This window comes from Rhodococcus sp. SMB37, assembly GCF_004345605.1.
Taxonomy (GTDB): domain Bacteria; phylum Actinomycetota; class Actinomycetes; order Mycobacteriales; family Mycobacteriaceae; genus Rhodococcus.
In genome coordinates, this window is record NZ_SLVY01000016.1 from 163,945 (window position 1) to 181,089 (window position 17,145).

Here is a 17,145-nt window from a genome sequence, read left to right on the forward strand (position 1 = left end):
TGTCTGCGCTGCGGCCGCTGGTCGATAGAGTGGCATTTTCTGTGTTCGTCGGAGGGAACGGTGTGAACGTGCGTGTGTCGTGGTCTGCGGTTGTGTTGGGAGCTGTACTGGTGCTGAGCGGGTGCGGGGGGTCCGGAGACGAACCGGATGTCGCGGCACAGGAGACCACTACAACTACCACTACCGCGACGTCCGGCGTGACCGCTGCACCGACCACGACCGAAGCCACCACGGAGGCACCGACCTCCGAGCCCACGCCCGCAGAGACGACGACCGAGCCGGCTCCCGAGGTGCCGCCGACATTGGAGGCCGTCGCGTTCGAGCAGGGCGAGTCGTACTACTTCACCACCCCCGACGGCGCATTCGCGTGTGGCATCGTGCAGCTTCCGGGCCGCACCGAAGCGGGTTGCGAGGGCGTCACCGACCCGGTGCCGCCGCAGCCCGAGAGTTGCGTAGTCAACTGGGGCCACGGGATGCGCGTCGTCGACAGCGGTCCCGGTGAGTTCCTGTGCTCGGGTGGCCCCGTCTATCTGCCCGTCGAGGGTTCTGCGGAGGTGCTGCCCGCGGGGTCGCCACTCTCGCAGCTCGGGTACACGTGCGAGACCACCGAGGCCGACGTGACGTGCACCAACGACAGCACCGGACACGGCTTCACCGTCGCATCCGGTTCGAACGAGACGTTCTGACGGTGTCGGGCGAGATAAGGCCGGACCAAGAAGGACCGGGCCGGGAGCAGGACCCGCTCGCAGTCCCCGGACCCACCGAATGGGGCGAACATCCGCACGGCATGGGGCCGTGGACCGACGAGTTCGGGACACCCCCACCGACCGACCCGAAGTACGATCCCGAACTGCTCGAACACGGTGACCGACGCAACGTCGTCGACGCCTACCGGTACTGGACGCGCGATGCGATCGTCGCCGACATCGACACTCGCCGGCATCCGCTGCACGTGGCGATCGAGAACTTCGCGCACGATGCCAACATCGGCACCGTCGTGCGCACCGCCAATGCGTTCGCGGTCGCCGCCGTCCACATCGTGGGCCGACGGCGCTGGAACCGACGCGGTGCCATGGTCACCGATCGTTACCAACACCTGCAGCATCACACCGACGTCGATGAGCTCATCCGTTGGGCCGCAGAGCACGATCTGACCATCGTCGCCGTCGACAACACCCCCGGCTCCGTGCCGCTCGAGACGGCAGAACTGCCCCGAAACTGCCTGCTGTTGTTCGGGCAGGAAGGGCCGGGCGTGACCGAGCGGGCACGCGAGGTGGCGGCCATGACGGTATCGATCGCACAGTTCGGCTCGACCCGCTCCATCAACGCAGGTGTCGCGGCAGGAATCGCGATGCACGCCTGGATCGGCCAACACGCCGACCTCGACGACGCCTGGTAGTAACGCCCGCTCGAACTGCGTGGATGTATCAGCGCGGGCCGTGTGGCCACGCCGCTGCTGTGGGACGAGGAAGATTACTGCATGCCAGAAATGTGGGCCGACCGGGCGGATGCAGCCGAGGCTGCCGTCGTGGCCAGACACGTGCGTCGACTCTGGGGACTACCCGGCACGGAACTCGGTGTCGTCGGCTGGCCGGCGACGAGACGCGAGCGCATCTTCGGTTCGTGGCACTACTGGTGGCAGGCGCACCTGATCGACCTCGCCGTCGACGCGGCGGAGCGGCAGGCGAAGGCCGGCGACGGCAGTGCGCGCAACCGCCGCCGTGTGGTGCAGCTGACGCGTACTCACCGTATCCGCAACATCACCGGCTGGACCAACAACTACTTCGACGACATGGCCTGGCTCGGTCTGGCGCTCGATCGCGCCCAGCGTCACCTGCGTGTTGACCGCAGCGCTGCGATCACGACCCTCGTCGGTGAACTGCACGATGCGTGGCAACCGGAACATGGCGGGGGGATCCCGTGGCGTCGCGGAGACTCCTTCTTCAACACTCCGGCCAACGGTCCGGCAGCGCTGCTGCTCGCGCGGTCGGGCAAGCTCGAGCGCGCGCAGGAGATGGCCGATTGGATCCACGAACGTCTCGTCGATCCGGACACCGGACTCGTCTTCGACGGCATCCGCCACGGTGTACTCGAGCGCGCCGTCTACACGTACTGCCAGGGCGTGGTGCTCGGACTCGAGACCGAACTCGCGACCCGATGCGACGATCCACGTCATCGCACGCGGGTGCATGCACTCGTCGACGCCGTCGACAACGAACTCACCGAACGCAGCATCATCACCGGTGGCGGGGGAGGCGACGGTGGCCTGTTCAACGGCATCCTCGCGCGCCACCTCGCGATGGTCGCGACCACCCTGCCGGTCCAGGACTCCGACGATGTGCGAGCACGCGCTACGGCCCGCCGCATCGTGCTGGCTTCGGCCGACGGGGCGTGGGAGAGCCGCCTGCAGATCGAAGGGCTGCCGTTGTTCGGGAGAGACTGGACCCAGCCCGCGAGACTCCCCGGCTCGTCGGGCACGGTCGCGCAGTTCACCGCAGGCACGGTGCGCGCGTCGTCGATCGCGGAACGCGACCTGTCGGTGCAGCTCGGTGGGTGGATGCTCATGGAAGCCGCACACGCGGTGGTGGCGTCTCCCTGAACCTGCGTGTTATCGCCGGTTGTTCGGATCCGGGTTGAACGCCGGGATCGGCGTGGTCGGGGCCGCGGTCTGTGCCGACGACTGGCTCGGGATCGGGGTGGTCGGAGTGTGGTCGGCGCTCGACGGGGCAGTGGAAGATTCGGTCTGCTCCGACGCGGCCTCGTCCGACGCGGTGTTCTCGGCCCCGGCGTTCTTACGCGACGCCAGGAAACGCTTGCCGACCTCGCTGATGATCGGGAGCACCGACACGAACACGATCAGCAGGAAGATGTAGTCGACGTTCTCCGCGATGAACGAGATCTGCCCCAGCAGGTAACCGAGCAGTGTGACGCCCGCACCCCACACGATGCCGCCGATCACGTTGTAGATGATGAACACGCGGTACGGCATCTTCGCCGCGCCCGCCACGAGCGGCGCATAGGTGCGGACGATGGGAACGAACCGGGCAAGGAAGATCATCGCGGGACCGTGCCGCAGGAAGAATCGGTGCGATTCGTCTATGTACTTCTTCTTGAACAGCTTCGCGTCGTCGTCCTTGAACAACTTCGCGCCGCCCTTGGTGCCGATGAAGTATCCCACTTGATCGCCGAGAATCGCCGCGATCGGGATCGTCACCATGAGCACCCACAGCGGCGCGAACGGCTCGACCTCCGCCGATTTCGACGCGGCGATCAGGCCCGCGGTGAACAGCAGCGAATCGCCGGGAAGCAGCGGGAACAGCAGACCCGACTCGATGAACACCACCAGGAGCAGACCGACGAGCATCCAGGTGCCGAACGAGTTCAGCAGGTTCACGGGGTCGAGGAAGCCCGGCAGCAGGGCCAAATTGGTCACAGATTCCGAGGCTTCGACAAAATTCACGATCTCCAGAGTACCGACGTGCACGAGCGCCCTCGAATCGTGATGATCCGGCGGGGTCAGCGGCCCGAGTATCCAACCGTCGTCCCTATTGACATACTGCAAGGACAAAGGGCACCTGCCACACCCGAGCGGGTAGCCGATCCACTCTCATCTGGAGGACAGCCGCTGTGCCTATCGCGACTCCCGAGGTCTACGCCGAGATGATTGCCCGCGCCAAGGAGCACTCCTTCGCATTCCCGGCCATCAACTGCACCTCGTCCGAAACCATCAACGCTGCGATCAAGGGCTTTGCGGACGCCGGCAGCGACGGCATCATCCAGTTCTCGACCGGTGGCGCGGAGTTCGGTTCGGGCCTCGGTGTCAAGGACATGGTGACCGGCGCGGTCGCGCTCGCCGAGTTCGCGCACGTCATCGCTGAGAAGTACGACGTGACGATTGCGCTGCACACCGACCACTGCCCCAAGGACAAGCTCGACGGCTTCGTCCGCCCGCTCATCGCGATCTCGAAGGAGCGCGTCGACGCCGGCAAGAACCCCCTGTTCCAGTCGCACATGTGGGACGGCTCTGCCACCCCGCTCGACGAGAACCTCGAGATCGCTCAGCAGCTCCTCGCCGATGCAGCGGCCGCGAAGATCATCCTCGAGATCGAGATCGGTGTTGTGGGCGGTGAAGAGGACGGCGTCGAGAACGCCATCAACGACAAGCTCTACACCACCGTCGAGGACTTCGAGAAGACCGTCGACGCGCTCGGTGCAGGCGAGAAGGGCCAGTACCTCCTCGCCGCGACCTTCGGTAACGTGCACGGCGTATACAAGCCGGGCAACGTCAAGCTCAAGCCGGAAATCCTCGACCAAGGCCAGAAGGCCGCGTCGAAGAAGCTGGGCCTCGCGGACGGCTCGAAGCCGTTCGACCTCGTCTTCCACGGTGGCTCGGGCTCGCTGAAGTCGGAGATCGACGAGGCACTGAGCTACGGCGTCGTGAAGATGAACGTCGACACCGACACCCAGTACGCGTTCACCCGCCCGATCGCGGCACACATGTTCAGCAACTACGACGGTGTGCTCAAGGTCGACGGCGAGGTCGGAAACAAGAAGGTCTACGACCCGCGCAGCTACCTGAAGAAGGCCGAGGCGTCGATGACCGCTCGCGTGATCGAGGCGTGCAACGACCTCAAGTCCGCGGGCCGCTCGGTGTCTGCCAAGTAGTCGGTAGTACCGAAGAAGGGGCGCTGGCTCGAGCCGGCGCCCCTTCTTCGTATGGGTCTGTGCAGCTATTCGCTGCACACCTTCCAGTCGTCGCCCTGGAGCGCGAGGTCGAACGTGCGAGCCGTGACATCCGAGGGGTCTCCCGTCGGATGAGCCGTGACCTCGGCGATCGCAGTGTCGTCGGTAATCTGCACCTTGTCGATACTCGACACGACCGGCACGGAACCCTGTTCCACCGCCAGCGCGTGAATGCTGTCGAACTCCTCGGGTGCGACCGTCGCATAGAACTCCGCCAGCCCGCCGCACGTCGAATTCTGCAGTGTCTCGAGGTCACCCGCGCTCAGCGCCTGCACGAACTCGTCGATGCTCGCGCGGATGTGAGAGTCGGGGGAGCTGTTCTCCCGGTACTGCAGGAACGCGATGACAGCAACGACGGCGATCACCACGACAGCGGCGGCACCGGCGACGACCATCCACCCCGCGCGCCCCTTGCGCGGGGACGGAGGAATCCGAGTCGGGGCCGGTGTGGGCTGGAACGGTGCAGGCTCCGACCTCGGCGGCTCGGGCACGCGCGGCACGATGCGCTGCGGCTCCGCTTTCGGAGCGTGGCTCCGGACGGGGATCTGAGTCGTGGGTGCCTCGGACGGATCCGATGCCGGTGGCTCGGGCTGCTGAGTCTTGTCCGGCTGCTCGGTCTTCTCGACGGTCGGCATGGCGACCGTCTTCGCCTCGGCAGGATCAGGTTGGGTGGCTTCGCCGGCCTTCGCCGAGGGGTCCGGCGCACTGTCCTCGGACTCGATATCTTCCCGATCGGCAGCAACAACGACCGTGTCATCTTCGGGTGCGGTGTCGTCTTTTGCCGTGGAGTCGATCTCTTCCGGCGTGTCGTCCGACGGCGTTTCGTCTGCGGTGTCCTCGGATTCGGGCGGGTCTTCGACTACGGCGGTGTCCTCGACTTCCGCCTCGGTGGTGGCCTCGACCCCGTCTGTGTCCTCGACTTCGCTCTCGGTCGTTGCACCGTCGTGTGCCTCGTCATCCGAGGACTTCCTCTCTGGTGCCCCAGGTGCTTCCTCCGACGTGTCGACGTCGTCGGGCGTGTCGGCCGGTCCGGTCTCCGAAATCTCGCCTGCGGATGATTCCGTCGAGTCTTCGGTCGGGTCTTCGTTCTTCGGGTCCGGCACGTGCTGCACCTCGTTCGGCTGGTGGGTGTTTATGCCGGGAGCCTATCGAGGCTCGGCGCGCGAAGGGCAGAATGGGCGCCATGACCTCATTCGGTGACCTGCTCGGACCCCAGCCCACCCTCCTCCCCGGCGACGACGAAGTGGAATCGGATCTGCTCAACCACAAGAACCCGGCGGAGGTCGCGGCCGAGCATCCGACCGCATCGATCGCATGGGCGTACCTTGCGGAAGCAGCCCTCGACTCCGGCGAGACGATCGCCGCGTACGCGTATGCGCGCACCGGTTACCACCGTGGCCTCGACCAGCTGCGGCGCAACGGGTGGAAGGGCTTCGGTCCGGTGCCCTACAGCCATGAGCCCAACCGGGGTTTCCTGCGCTGCGTAGCCGTGCTCGCGCGGGCAGCGAAGGCGATCGGCGAAGCAGACGAGCACGCACGGTGCCTCGATCTGCTCGAGGATTGCGATCCCCGCGCGGCCGAGGAACTTGGCGTCGAGTAGGTCGTTACCCACCCGCGACGACTTCCGCAAGAAATTGCGGAAGTCGTCGCTGCGACTCCGCTCGTCCGCGCTGCCGATCGTGCAATGCGCGCTCGCTGCCGGTATCGCCTGGTGGGTTGCGACGACACTGATCGGCCACCCGCAGCCGTTCTTCGCGCCGATCGCCGCGGTGGTGTCTCTGGGGTTGTCCCTCGGGGCGCGACTGCGCCGCTCGGTCGAGCTCGTGTGCGGCGTGACCGTCGGAATCGGTATCGGGGACCTGATCGTGTCGCAGATCGGCAGCGGCCCCTGGCAGATTGCCTTGGTCGTGGCGATCGCCATGGCATCGGCAGTAGCGCTCAACAGTGGGCCGATCTTCTCGATGCAGGCCGGCAACTCGGCCGTCCTGGTGGCAACCCTGATCCCTCCCGGCGGCACGGGTGGCATCGACCGGATGGTCGACGCCCTCGTCGGAGGCCTGGTGGGGATCGCCGTGGTCGCGCTGATTCCCACCCACCCCGTGCGTCGCGCGAGGAAGAACGCCGCGGACATCCTCAAGACCGCCGCCGAAGTTCTGCGGAATGTGGAGACCGGCCTGGTCGAGAACAATCCGAAACCCATCGAGACTGCACTGCGACAGGCCCGCGACACACAATCCGCGATCGACTCCATGCGGAGCAACCTTCAGGGCGGCCACGAGGTCAGCCGGATCTCACCGCTCTACTGGAACAGTCGTCCGCGACTCGCGCGGCTGACTGCCGCGGCCGACCCCATCGACAACGCAATGCGCAACATCCGTGTCCTCGCGCGGCGGTCGTTGACCTTGGTCCGTGATGACGAGATCCTCGATTCTCGGTTCGTCGTCATGGTCGATGAACTTGCTGATGCGGTCGAGGTGCTACGCCAGATGATGCTCGCCGAACCCGGCGATCAACCCGATTCGGCGGAGGCCGCCCGTGTGTTGCGCAGCGTGGCCAGGAAGATGAGCCCGGAACTGATCGAGGGCGCCGGGGTGTCGGCGACGGTGGTGTTCGCGCAGATGAGATCTCTGCTCGTCGACCTGTTGCAAACAGCAGGACTCAAACGCATCTCGGCACTCGCGACGCTGCCGCCCACGGTCGAGAACCCCGCTTACCCGCCGGAGAAGTAGGCGGTGTCGGCGGGGTTCTCGGAGCACACCCGATCTACGCGGTCTGCGCGGCGCGCTGCCGCAGTTTCGAGAGTCTGTCGGCAGGAGCGTGGCGAGGACAGCTCATGCACTTGTTCTCGCCGGTCGCGACGTAGATCAGGCAGCACGACCCTCGCCTGACGAACCGTTCGGAACGACCTCCGCTGTCGACGTCCACGAATCTCGGCGTCAACATCGGTGCGACGGCCAGTGACTCGGAGAGCTCACACGCCCCCTCGACCCTGTCGAGTTGCCGGCCGACCGTGAGGGCCCGGCCCGCGACGGAGTCCGTCGCGATCGCCCACAGCGCACGGGGTGAGGCGCCCGACACCGTGGCCAGCGCCGAGATCACAGATGTGTGCGCAGCCGCGAGTGCCTCCGCATAGACCTCGGCGCCGTGCACGATCCGCGACGAACGTACCGCGGCGAGATACCCGTTCTCACGCAGTGCGCAGCGCAGACGGTCCGGGTCCGGGTCGGGCGCACTGCCCTCGGTCAGCAGCATCGCGACGCTTCCGGCTACCAGCGTGGAACTCGCCGAATACCACCACAGCGTGCCGTTGACGCGGGCATCATCGCAGCCCCACCGCACTCCGGTGTCGGCAACACGCTCGGCGAGCCACTCAGGGTCGGTGAGGAGCGAGCCGGGGAACTCGTCGAATCCTGCGAGATCCACGGTGTGCGCGAAATCGCCGAGCACCAACCGAATCCGGCGGTACGCGGCCTCGATGTCGAACAGCCTGCTGTCACGCAGCCGCCCGTCACTCATGGACGAGGCCCAGCAGGTCGAGGACACGCCGGCCTTCGACGGAGCGCAGAACACCCCGCACACCGAACACGTCGCCGAGCAACTCGGGTGTGAGCACGTTCTCGGGCGTGCCGACATCGATCACGTGCCCGGAGTCCAGTACGGCCATGCGGTCGCAGTACTCTGCCGCGAGGCGCATGTCGTGCAGTGTCACCAACACGGCGAGCCCATCGGCTGCCAGTTCGCGCAGCATCTCGAGCACACCGAGCTGGTGACGAAGATCGAGGTGATTGGTCGGTTCGTCGAGCAGGAGTACCTCGGGCTCCTGCGCGAGCGCACGCGCAATCGACACCCGTTGACGTTCACCGCCGGACAACGTCGCAACGTCCCGGTCGGCGTGCGCGGTGAGCGATACCCGGGCCAGAACCGACTCGACCACGGCGTCGTCCTCGGACCGGAACGGCTCGAACCATCCGCGCTGCACGGACCGGCCGAGCCGGACGGATTCGCGCACCGTCACCCCACCGAATGCCACGGGTTCCTGTGAGCTGACACCGATGGTGCGCGCCACGTCTCTTCGACGCATCGAGTGGATGTGGTCGTTTTCCAGCAGGATCGCCCCGCCGCTCACCGACAACGCCCGATAGCAGGTACGCAGGAGTGTGGTCTTGCCGCTGCCGTTGGGGCCGACGAGCGCGAGCACTTCTCCGGGCGCGACATCGAGGTCGACGCCCCACAGGACCTGCCGATCTCCGAGCCGGGCCTCGACGGCGAACGCCCGGAGCCGGGTCACGAGGCTGCCCGCCCGTATCGGCGCCACAGCATGGCGATGAAGATCGGCCCACCCACGAGTCCGGTGACGACCCCGATGGGGAGTTCGGTGGTGTTGCTCACCGACCGGGCGATGATGTCGGCGAGTACGAGCGCCAGTGCGCCGAGCACTGCAGCAGTCGGGATGAGGCGTGCCGCGTTGCGGCCCACGAGATAACCGGCGACGTGCGGGACGAGCAGGCCGACGAACCCGATAGTGCCGGACACCGCGACGGCCGCGGCCGCGAGGAGCGACACGGCGAGGAGGATCAGTACACGGAAGCGAGGAACGTTGATTCCCAGTGCGGTGGCTCCGTCGTCGCCGGTGAGAAGCAGATTGAGCTGACGACTGCACAGGATCACCGCTGCACCCACGACGACGAGGACGACCGTCGGCGAGATCAGAGTCGTCCAGGTGGCGTCTCCGAAACCTCCGGCAAGCCACTGCATCACGGTGCCGAGTTGGTGGACGTCGCCGACCACGAGCAGGACGAAGGTGATCAGCGACGAGAACACCATCGACAGTGCGACGCCGACCAGGACGATGGCGGTGACCGAATGCGCGCGCACAGTCACCACGATGGTGGCGGCGAGAGGGATGAGCGCTCCGATGAATGCCGCGAAGGGCAACGTGAAGATCCCGAGAGCACCGGCACCGAGCCCGAGGACCGTCACCGTGGCCACACCGAAGCCGGCTCCCGACGAGACACCCAACAGGTAGGGGTCGGCGAGTGGGTTACGGGTCGCCGCCTGAGCCACGGCACCCGCGATCGCGAGCGCAGCCCCCACCACGGCGGCGGTCAACGCGCGGGGGAGGCGCGATTCGAAGACGATCGCGTCGCGGGTTGCGCTCCACCACGGATTTCCCAGCATTGCCTCGAACGGTGTGGGGGCGAGTCGGTGGCCGACGATCGCCCACACGTCGCCGAGCGGAATGGTGACGGTGCCGAGCGACACGGCAGCCACGATGGCGAAGGCCAGTGCGACCACGAGTGCCGTGAGGACCGACCACAGTGAGCGCCGGCCGGGCGCGCGCTTCTCGACCGGCGTCGGCGTCGGTGTGGTATGCGCCCGCGCCTCGATCACGGCACTCATACGTCGAAGGCCTCGGGGTGCAACCCGTGCGCAATGGTCTCCACGGAGGTGACCATGCGGGAGCTTTCGAAGAAATCATCGAGGGGGACCACGATGAATCGATCGTTCTGCACCGCGGGCGTGGTCATCATGATGGGGTGGTTCTTCAGGAACTCGATCTTGTCGTCGGCGCTGGTGGAACCGTAATCGAGGACCACGATCGCCTCGGGCTGCCGTTCGCCGACCACTTCCCAGCTGGTTTCGAAGTAGGGTTTGGGTCCTTCGGACGTGAGGTTCTCGGCTCCCGCGTATTCGCCGATCAGGTTGCCGATGCCGACGCCGCCGACCGACAGCGGCTCAGCTTCACCGGAGTCGTAGAAGAACGTGCGGACCGGTTGTGCACCTGCGGACTCCAGGCGTTCGCGGACCGCATCGAGTTCGGTAGTGATGCGCTCGGTGAGCGCGGCAGCGTCCTCCTCGGCTCCGAGGACCGAGCCGAGCTGCGCGAAGTCGTTCTCGAGCAGTTCGATGTCGGGGAAGCCGGCGCCGCAGTATTCGGAGAACAAGAACGTGCCGATGCCCGCGGCTTCGAGACTGTCGCGGCCGAATCCGTTCTTCTCGTCGAACGCACTGCGCATGCCGCCGACGATCAGGTCGGGTTCGAGGTCGAGGACCTGTTCGGACGTCGGGTATTCCTTGGCGAGCGACGGGATCTCGGCGAACTGTTCGGCGGTCTCCGGCAGCGGATCGGATTGCTCGCCGTATCCCATGCCGACGATCCGGTCGCCCACACCCATCTGGATGAGTGTTTCGGTGACGTGGTCGTTCATGGAGATGATGCGCTGCGGAGGAGCGTCGAAGGTGGCGGTGCGTTCGCAGTTGGTGATGGTCACCGGTTCCGCGAAGGACACGGCCTCGGCGGTATCGGTAGTGGCGGTACCGCGGGAACACCCGGCCAGCAGCACTGCTGCGGCGGTGAGAGAGGTGAACGCGACGATGTGACGGCGTGCTGGACGGACATGGAGGAGCATGGGACCTCGTGCTCTGCTGGGGTGGACTGAAGCAGATGTCCACCACGGCAGCGTTCGTCCCGGATCGCGGGTGCACGAGCTGCCCTACTGGACTCCGTCTCGCAGACCACGGCGAATGTCGGAGTCGCAGACGCCCACGCAGGTATTCGGGCTCACCGTCGAATCGGACGGTCCACCGTTGCGGGTCAGCGCCGGAATTCGACCGGACTTCCCCTGCTGAGGGCATCAGCAACGCTGGCGTCATTATGCACATGGGGTTGGGGCGACATGTGGTCGGGGACGTAGCCGTTGAATACATGCGCATTTGTGCATACGATGACCCGGACCTGGAAGGAGGCTCATGAGTTCGGGTCACGGACATTCACACGGCATAGGCCACGGCCATGGGCAGGACGCAGGACCGTCGGATCGCACCATCCGGAGGATGGGTATCTCCCTGGCGGTTCTCGGAGTGTTTCTCCTCCTCGAAGCCGGTGTCGGCGTGTGGATCGGATCGCTTGCGCTGCTCGCGGATGCCGGGCACATGCTCACCGACGTCGTGGGCGTATCGATGGGCATGGTGGCGCTCGTACTCGCCCGTCGCGGCAGCGCCGCGGCGGCCCGCACGTTCGGTTGGCATCGGGCCGAAGTCCTCACCGCGATGGCCAACGCGGTTCTGCTGCTCGGCGTCGCGGCATGGGTGATGTACGAAGCGATCAACCGCATCGGCGACACCCCCGAGATCCCCGGGGCTCCGCTGATTCTCACCGCGCTGGCCGGACTCGCCGCGAACATCGTCGTCATGTTGCTCCTGCGCGCCGACGCCAAGGGAAGCCTCGCGGTGCGCGGGGCCTACATGGAAGTGCTCGCCGATGCGCTCGGCTCCGTCGGGGTCCTCGTCGCCGGTGTGCTCGTCCTCGCGTTCGGGTGGAGTTTCGCCGACGTCATCGTCGGTGTGCTGATCTCCCTGTGGGTCGTGCCGCGTGCGGTCCGCCTCGCGGCCGAATCGCTCCGCATCCTGACGCAGGCGTCGCCGAGTCATCTCGACGTCGACGCCGTCCGAGCCGATCTCGCTGCGCTGCCCGGCGTGTCCGGCGTTCACGATCTGCACGTGTGGACCCTGACCACGGGAATGGACGTGGCGACCGTGCACCTCGTGAGCGACCACGACGCGAACTGGGTGCTGGACTCGGCGCGCACCACATTGTCGTCGCACGGTCTCGACCATGCGACCGTGCAGGTGGAACGAACGGTCGACGGGCGCAAATGCGAGGAGGACGTGACGTGGTGAACCTCAGCCCGGACGCAGCGTCCAACGTCCACCTCGTCCGCTGAACCGCGTCACACTCAGCGGACGGACGTCGGCCCTCCAGAACGCCGAGGCCGGCGCTCCGAGCGCGCACACCACCGCTGCTTTGACGACCGCCGGATGCGTGACGACCCCGATTCGCTCGGGTGACTCGTCGATGGTGTCCAGCCAGGCTCCGACGCGCGCGATCAGGTCGACGATCGACTCGCCGCCGTGCGGTGTGGACGCGGGATCGGTCAGCCACGCTGCAAGTTCGACTTCCGCGACGCTGTCCATCGGCATACCGGACCAATTCGCGTAATCGAGGTCGCGCAGTGCGGGTTCGACGGTCGCCGACCAGCCCAGCGTCGCTGCGGTGTCGACGGAGCGGACCTCAGGAGCCGTCAGCGCGCGATCGATCACCGGCGGTGCGACACGTTCGAGTTCGCGTCGCCCGCGCTCGGAGATCGGGTCGTCGGCCGGGAATCGCACATGCTGTTGCGCGTGGGTGGAGGCGTGGGAGATCAGGAACAGGCGGGGCACGGGCACAGTGTCCCTCGAGGTGCAGGGTTCTCCGCTTGACACCGACTGACCTGCGGTGCCAAAGTTCGTCGGTACGCATGTGCCGAGGTGCAGGGAATCCGGTGAGAATCCGGGACGGTCGCGCCACTGTGGACCTGAGATCGCAGATCTCCGGAAGTCAGAAAACTCCCACGGCACGTGGCCTTTCGGATGGGACGCGTAATCCCAGGAGGTTGTCATGGCGGTAGTCCATACACCCGACGACTCACTCGGCTCGGCCGCGCTCGCCGTAGCGGTGGCTGCAACGGTGATCCTCGCCTTCGTCGTGCTCTATCTGGTCGGATTCGATCAGGGAGCGATATCTCGCACCGGCATGTTCATGCACGAACTGATGCACGACGGTCGACATCTGCTGGGCCTCCCGTGTCACTGAGCGAAACCCGGCCGACGTCGCCGGGTGGGCAAGCCAACTTGTCCGGAAGTTTCGTCCAATTGTTGCTGCGTGGCCTCCTCGCCGGTCTGCTCGCCGGTCTGTTGGCCGGTGCGGTGGCGTTCGTCGTCGGGGAACCCCACATCGACTCCGCCATCGCGATCGAAGAGGCCGCAGCCGAAGCGACCGATCATGATCACGGTGCTGCAGCGGGCGTCGAAGCACACAGCCACGGCGACGATGCCGAGGTGAGCCGGACCGGCCAGAAGGCCGGCCTGTTCCTCGCGACCAGCCTTGCCGGTCTTGCTCTCGGTGCGCTGTACGCCGCGGTGCTCCACTTCGCGCGTCGCTACACCGATTTGCCTGGCTGGAAGCTGGCATTGACCGGTGCCGGTGCGGCGTGGCTGGCGATCGACGCGGTTCCGTTCTTCAAGTACCCGGCGAACCCGCCGGCGGTCGGCGATCCCGACACCATCAACGAACGCACTCTGTGGTGGTTCGCCGCCGTCGTGCTCGGTTTGGTCGCCATCGCGGTGGCGGTCGCGGTCGCGAAGACCCTTGCGAACCAGGATCTGCACACCGTCCGCATCGTCGGACCGCTGATCGCGTTCCTCGTCGTGGTAGGCCTGGGCTATCTCGTCATGCCGACCATCGACGAAGTGAGTGACGATTTCCCGGCAAGCCTGCTGTGGCAGTTCCGTGTCGCCTCGTTCACCGTTCAGGTCACCCTGTGGGCGGCGCTCGGATTCATCTTCGCGCTTCTCACCGAACGTGCGGCGCGCGTTCGGGCCGTAGCCTGACGACGTGGGCGAAGGCATTCTCGTTGCCGGAACGACCTCGGACGCAGGAAAGTCCGTGGTCGTCACCGGTATCTGCAGAGCACTGTCGCGACGTGGTCTGACGGTCGCGCCGTTCAAGGCGCAGAACATGTCGAACAATTCGATGGTCGCAGTCGATGCCGCGACCGGTGACGGGGTGGAGATCGGGCGCGCCCAGTGGATCCAGTCCGTCGCCGCGCGTGCCGTACCGGAATCCGCGATGAATCCGGTGCTGCTCAAGCCGGGCAGTGACCGGCGCAGCCACGTCGTCGTGCGCGGTCGTCCTGCCGGAACTCTCGAGGCCGGTGAGTTCGCGGGTGGGCGGAAGCACCTCGCGGAGGCGGCGTTCGCCGCATTCGACGACTTGCGCAGCCGTTTCGACGTCGTGGTGTGCGAAGGTGCGGGAAGTGCCGCCGAGATCAACCTGCGCGCACACGATTACGTCAACATGGGCCTCGCGCAGCACGGGGGACTGCCCGCGATCGTCGTGGGCGACATCGACCGCGGCGGCGTATTCGCGTCGATGTACGGCACGCTTGCCCTGCTCGATGCCGCCGATCAGCAGTTGATCCGCGGGTTCGTGATCAACAAGTTCCGCGGCGATGTGGGTTTGCTGAAACCGGGCCTCGATTCGCTGTACGAACTCACCGGACGCCCCGTTCTCGGCGTTCTGCCGTGGCAACGCGACCTGTGGCTCGATTCCGAGGACTCGCTCGCCCTCACCTCGCGACCCGCACACGGCGCCGACGGTGCCCTCACCATCGCGGTGGTGATGGTGCCCCGTGTCAGCAACTTCACCGACGTCGACGCGCTCTGCCTCGAACCCGATGTGCGGGTCCGTTTCGTCGACGATCCGCGGGCTCTTGCGGATGCCGACATCGTGATCCTGCCGGGCACCCGAGCCACCCTCGCCGACCTCGAGTGGCTGCGGTCGCGCGGCCTCGACGGCGCCATCGTCGATCACGCCCGTGCGGGTGGCGCAGTGTTGGGGATCTGCGGCGGATTCCAGATGCTCGGACGCGAGATCACCGACCCCCACGGAGTCGAGGGACACCCCGGCGCGTCGGCGCGGGGACTCGGGCTGCTCGACGTCCGAACGGAATTCGGGCCGGACAAAGTACTGCGGCTGCCTTCGGGCACCGCGCTGGGTGCGCCTGCATCCGGCTACGAGATCCATCACGGGAGAGTGGAAGTCAGCGACGCCGACGAGTTTCTCGGTGGAGCGCGCAGCGGCAACGTGTTCGGGACGATGTGGCACGGCAGCCTCGAAGGAGACCGACTGCGGGTCGCGTGGTTGCGCGAGGTCGCAGCGGCGGCGGGGCGTGAGATCCGCACGGGAACGGTGAGCTTCGCGTCGGCGCGTGACGAACGGATCGAACTCCTCGCCGACATGATCGACGAGCATCTCGACGTCGATGCACTGCTTTCGATGCTGACGGACGCGACGGTGTTGCCGACCCTGTCAGGAGCGCTGCGATGACCGTGCTCATCCTCGGGGGCACCGGGGAAGCGCGGGCGCTCGCAGGAGCCCTGCACGACCAGGGAGTGGATCTCGTGTCGTCGCTCGCCGGCCGTGTCCGGAATCCGCGACTGCCGGTGGGACCGGTCCGTATCGGAGGTTTCGGAGGTGTCGACGGGCTCGCGAACTATCTGCGCGACAACGGCATCGATGCGGTCGTGGACGCGACGCACCCGTTTGCCGCGGGAATCAGCGCCAACGCGGCAGCAGCCTGTGCGCATCGACATGTTCCACTCCTGCGGTTGCAACGCCCCGGGTGGACGGACGACGGCCCATGGATCTGGGTTGACGGCCACGACGCCGCTGCTACGGAAGCCGCGACCGGCGAGGGCATCTTTCTCAGTACGGGACGTCAGACGCTGGGCCGTTTCGTCGGTCCGCTCGGTGGACATCGGGTGACGGTGCGGGTGGTCGAGCCGCTCGACCATGAGGTTCCGGCGTCCTGGACGGTGGTGCAGGCCCGTGGCCCGTACACCGTCGAAGGGGAGCGCAAGCTGATGCGGGACAACGGGGTCGACACCCTCGTCACAAAGGATTCGGGTGGGGAACTCACCCGGGCGAAGCTCGCTGCCGCCGGTGAACTCGGGGTGCGGGTCATCGTGGTGCGCCGCCCCGCAGCACCGGCCGGGGTCGCTTCGGTGGCGTCGGTCGCCGATGCCGTCGACTGGGCGCTCAGATCTGCGGCCCCTCCGATCTGAGGTCGTCGACCTTCTTCATAGCCTCTCGCAGTTCGGTAAGCCATTCGTCGGTGTGTTGTCCGGCGAGTCGAACCGTCCACTTGAGCGCGTCGGAGCGTGATCGAGCTACCCCGGCGTCGACGAGAGTGTCGAGGACCTTGCGCTCGGGTTGACGCAGTCGCGTCATGACAGGCACCGCGAGATGGGTGAACAGGACGTCACGGCCGCCGAGCGTGACACCCCACGCGACCTTGCGACCGTAGCGGGCCTCGGCTTCGTCGGCGATGCGCATCCGTTCGGGGCGGGTGCTTTCCCGGAACCGGGAGATGCGTCCTTCGACGGCTGCGTCGGAGGCGTCGTCGGGTGCGGGAAGTTCGCCGGTCACGATGATTTCTTCGCGGTCGACCTCCACCGTGGCAGGCCCGGTGAACCAGTCGTCGGGTAGGCGACCGGAGAACCATTCCTCGGCATCGCCGGCATCGGGCACGTCTGCCTGTTGCCAGCCCCCGGGGCGGCCGAAGCCATGTGAGTGTATGCGTGGATTTCGCATGATCGTCCTCCTCGGACGCATTCACGTGCATTTTTGCACTGATTACAGTGTTGCACTGTAATGGGATCGGCGCCACGTTGCTGGTCGAGTGTGCAGTTCTCCACATAACGACCTGCTTGGATTCAGAAGGCCAATGCAACACCCCTGGATGAAGGGGTGCAGTCGTGGCGAGAAGGATTCCGTGGGAGACACGGGCAGCCGCGTACCGA

The 17,145-nt window shown here is 66.5% G+C and carries 19 protein-coding genes and 2 riboswitches; of the genes, 11 read left to right on the top strand and 8 right to left on the bottom strand.

Going from position 1 to position 17,145, the window contains the following annotated elements:
- Positions 1–62: 62 nt before the first annotated feature.
- From EV641_RS22835 to EV641_RS22845, 3 genes are all read left to right on the top strand, one after another.
- Positions 63–686 carry a hypothetical protein gene (locus EV641_RS22835; protein ID WP_132474801.1) on the top strand — a complete coding sequence of 208 codons (624 nt, stop codon included), beginning with the start codon at positions 63–65 and terminating at the stop codon, positions 684–686.
- 101 nt (positions 687–787) lie between these two features.
- Positions 788–1,399, top strand: coding sequence for an RNA methyltransferase (locus tag EV641_RS22840; protein WP_132474840.1), 612 nt, complete (start codon positions 788–790; stop codon positions 1,397–1,399).
- An 81-nt stretch (positions 1,400–1,480) separates the two neighbouring features.
- Positions 1,481–2,599, top strand: coding sequence for a glycoside hydrolase family 76 protein (locus EV641_RS22845; protein ID WP_132474803.1), 1,119 nt, complete (start codon positions 1,481–1,483; stop codon positions 2,597–2,599).
- A gap of 9 nt (positions 2,600–2,608) precedes the next feature.
- Here EV641_RS22845 and EV641_RS22850 read toward each other — a convergent pair whose 3' ends face one another.
- Positions 2,609–3,460 carry a VTT domain-containing protein gene (locus tag EV641_RS22850; RefSeq protein WP_132474805.1) on the bottom strand — a complete coding sequence of 284 codons (852 nt, stop codon included), beginning with the start codon at positions 3,458–3,460 and terminating at the stop codon, positions 2,609–2,611.
- 167 nt (positions 3,461–3,627) lie between these two features.
- Between EV641_RS22850 and fbaA the strand changes: the two genes are divergently transcribed.
- Positions 3,628–4,665 (top strand): class II fructose-bisphosphate aldolase, encoded by a 1,038-nt coding sequence (fbaA, locus tag EV641_RS22855; RefSeq protein ID WP_054719642.1) that lies wholly within the window; start codon positions 3,628–3,630, stop codon positions 4,663–4,665.
- A 65-nt stretch (positions 4,666–4,730) separates the two neighbouring features.
- Here fbaA and EV641_RS22860 read toward each other — a convergent pair whose 3' ends face one another.
- A complete protein-coding gene (locus EV641_RS22860) occupies positions 4,731–5,846 on the bottom strand; it encodes a hypothetical protein (RefSeq protein WP_199233359.1) in 1,116 nt (371 codons plus the stop codon).
- 80 nt (positions 5,847–5,926) lie between these two features.
- Here EV641_RS22860 and EV641_RS22865 point away from each other — a divergent pair, with 80 nt between their 5' ends.
- Both EV641_RS22865 and EV641_RS22870 read left to right on the top strand, forming a co-directional pair.
- On the top strand, positions 5,927–6,343 hold the full coding sequence (locus EV641_RS22865) for a DUF3151 domain-containing protein (protein ID WP_054714360.1): 417 nt from the start codon (positions 5,927–5,929) through the stop codon (positions 6,341–6,343).
- Positions 6,330–7,472, top strand: coding sequence for an FUSC family protein (locus EV641_RS22870; RefSeq protein WP_132474807.1), 1,143 nt, complete (start codon positions 6,330–6,332; stop codon positions 7,470–7,472). Before EV641_RS22865 ends, EV641_RS22870 begins: the two co-directional genes overlap by 14 nt.
- 34 nt (positions 7,473–7,506) lie before the next feature.
- Here the strand turns inward: EV641_RS22870 and EV641_RS22875 are convergent, their stop codons facing one another.
- From EV641_RS22875 to EV641_RS22890, 4 genes are read right to left on the bottom strand one after another with little or no spacing between them, the layout of a single operon-like run.
- Complete coding sequence (locus tag EV641_RS22875; protein WP_132474809.1) at positions 7,507–8,259, bottom strand: hypothetical protein; 753 nt, start codon at positions 8,257–8,259, stop codon at positions 7,507–7,509.
- Positions 8,252–9,058: an ABC transporter ATP-binding protein gene (locus EV641_RS22880; RefSeq protein ID WP_241997410.1), complete on the bottom strand. Its 807-nt coding sequence runs from the start codon at positions 9,056–9,058 to the stop codon at positions 8,252–8,254. Before EV641_RS22880 ends, EV641_RS22875 begins: the two co-directional genes overlap by 8 nt.
- On the bottom strand, positions 9,028–10,143 hold the full coding sequence (locus EV641_RS22885) for an iron ABC transporter permease (RefSeq protein ID WP_132474811.1): 1,116 nt from the start codon (positions 10,141–10,143) through the stop codon (positions 9,028–9,030). The genes EV641_RS22880 and EV641_RS22885 overlap by 31 nt, the downstream gene beginning before the upstream one ends.
- Entirely contained in the window at positions 10,140–11,153 is a 1,014-nt protein-coding gene (locus EV641_RS22890; RefSeq protein WP_132474813.1) for an ABC transporter substrate-binding protein, read from the bottom strand. The genes EV641_RS22885 and EV641_RS22890 overlap by 4 nt, the downstream gene beginning before the upstream one ends.
- Before the next feature lie 119 nt (positions 11,154–11,272).
- Positions 11,273–11,405: riboswitch (cobalamin riboswitch) on the bottom strand.
- Between the two features lie 88 nt (positions 11,406–11,493).
- Here EV641_RS22890 and EV641_RS22895 point away from each other — a divergent pair.
- The gene (locus tag EV641_RS22895; RefSeq protein ID WP_132474815.1) at positions 11,494–12,423 is read left to right on the top strand and encodes a cation diffusion facilitator family transporter; all 930 of its coding nucleotides are present in this window, start codon (positions 11,494–11,496) and stop codon (positions 12,421–12,423) included.
- 3 nt (positions 12,424–12,426) lie between these two features.
- On the opposite strand, the gene EV641_RS22900 is transcribed toward EV641_RS22895, so the two are convergent.
- Positions 12,427–12,963 carry a histidine phosphatase family protein gene (locus EV641_RS22900; RefSeq protein WP_132474817.1) on the bottom strand — a complete coding sequence of 179 codons (537 nt, stop codon included), beginning with the start codon at positions 12,961–12,963 and terminating at the stop codon, positions 12,427–12,429.
- A gap of 52 nt (positions 12,964–13,015) precedes the next feature.
- A riboswitch (cobalamin riboswitch) is annotated at positions 13,016–13,150 on the top strand.
- A gap of 30 nt (positions 13,151–13,180) precedes the next feature.
- On the opposite strand from EV641_RS22900, the gene EV641_RS22905 reads away from it, so the two are divergent.
- Genes EV641_RS22905 through EV641_RS22920 form a run of 4 tightly spaced genes read left to right on the top strand, consistent with a single transcriptional unit; the run spans position 13,181 to position 16,407 of the window.
- Positions 13,181–13,375: a CbtB domain-containing protein gene (locus EV641_RS22905; protein ID WP_054714377.1), complete on the top strand. Its 195-nt coding sequence runs from the start codon at positions 13,181–13,183 to the stop codon at positions 13,373–13,375.
- Positions 13,376–13,413: 38 nt separating this feature from the next.
- On the top strand, positions 13,414–14,172 hold the full coding sequence (locus EV641_RS22910; protein WP_132474842.1) for a CbtA family protein: 759 nt from the start codon (positions 13,414–13,416) through the stop codon (positions 14,170–14,172).
- A 4-nt stretch (positions 14,173–14,176) separates the two neighbouring features.
- Complete coding sequence (locus EV641_RS22915) at positions 14,177–15,670, top strand: cobyric acid synthase (protein WP_132474819.1); 1,494 nt, start codon at positions 14,177–14,179, stop codon at positions 15,668–15,670.
- On the top strand, positions 15,667–16,407 hold the full coding sequence (locus tag EV641_RS22920; RefSeq protein WP_132474821.1) for a cobalt-precorrin-6A reductase: 741 nt from the start codon (positions 15,667–15,669) through the stop codon (positions 16,405–16,407). The genes EV641_RS22915 and EV641_RS22920 overlap by 4 nt, the downstream gene beginning before the upstream one ends.
- On the opposite strand, the gene EV641_RS22925 is transcribed toward EV641_RS22920, so the two are convergent.
- Positions 16,382–16,936, bottom strand: coding sequence for a hypothetical protein (locus EV641_RS22925; protein ID WP_054714379.1), 555 nt, complete (start codon positions 16,934–16,936; stop codon positions 16,382–16,384). The two genes, EV641_RS22920 and EV641_RS22925, sit on opposite strands and share 26 nt — an antisense overlap.
- Positions 16,937–17,145: the final 209 nt, after the last annotated feature.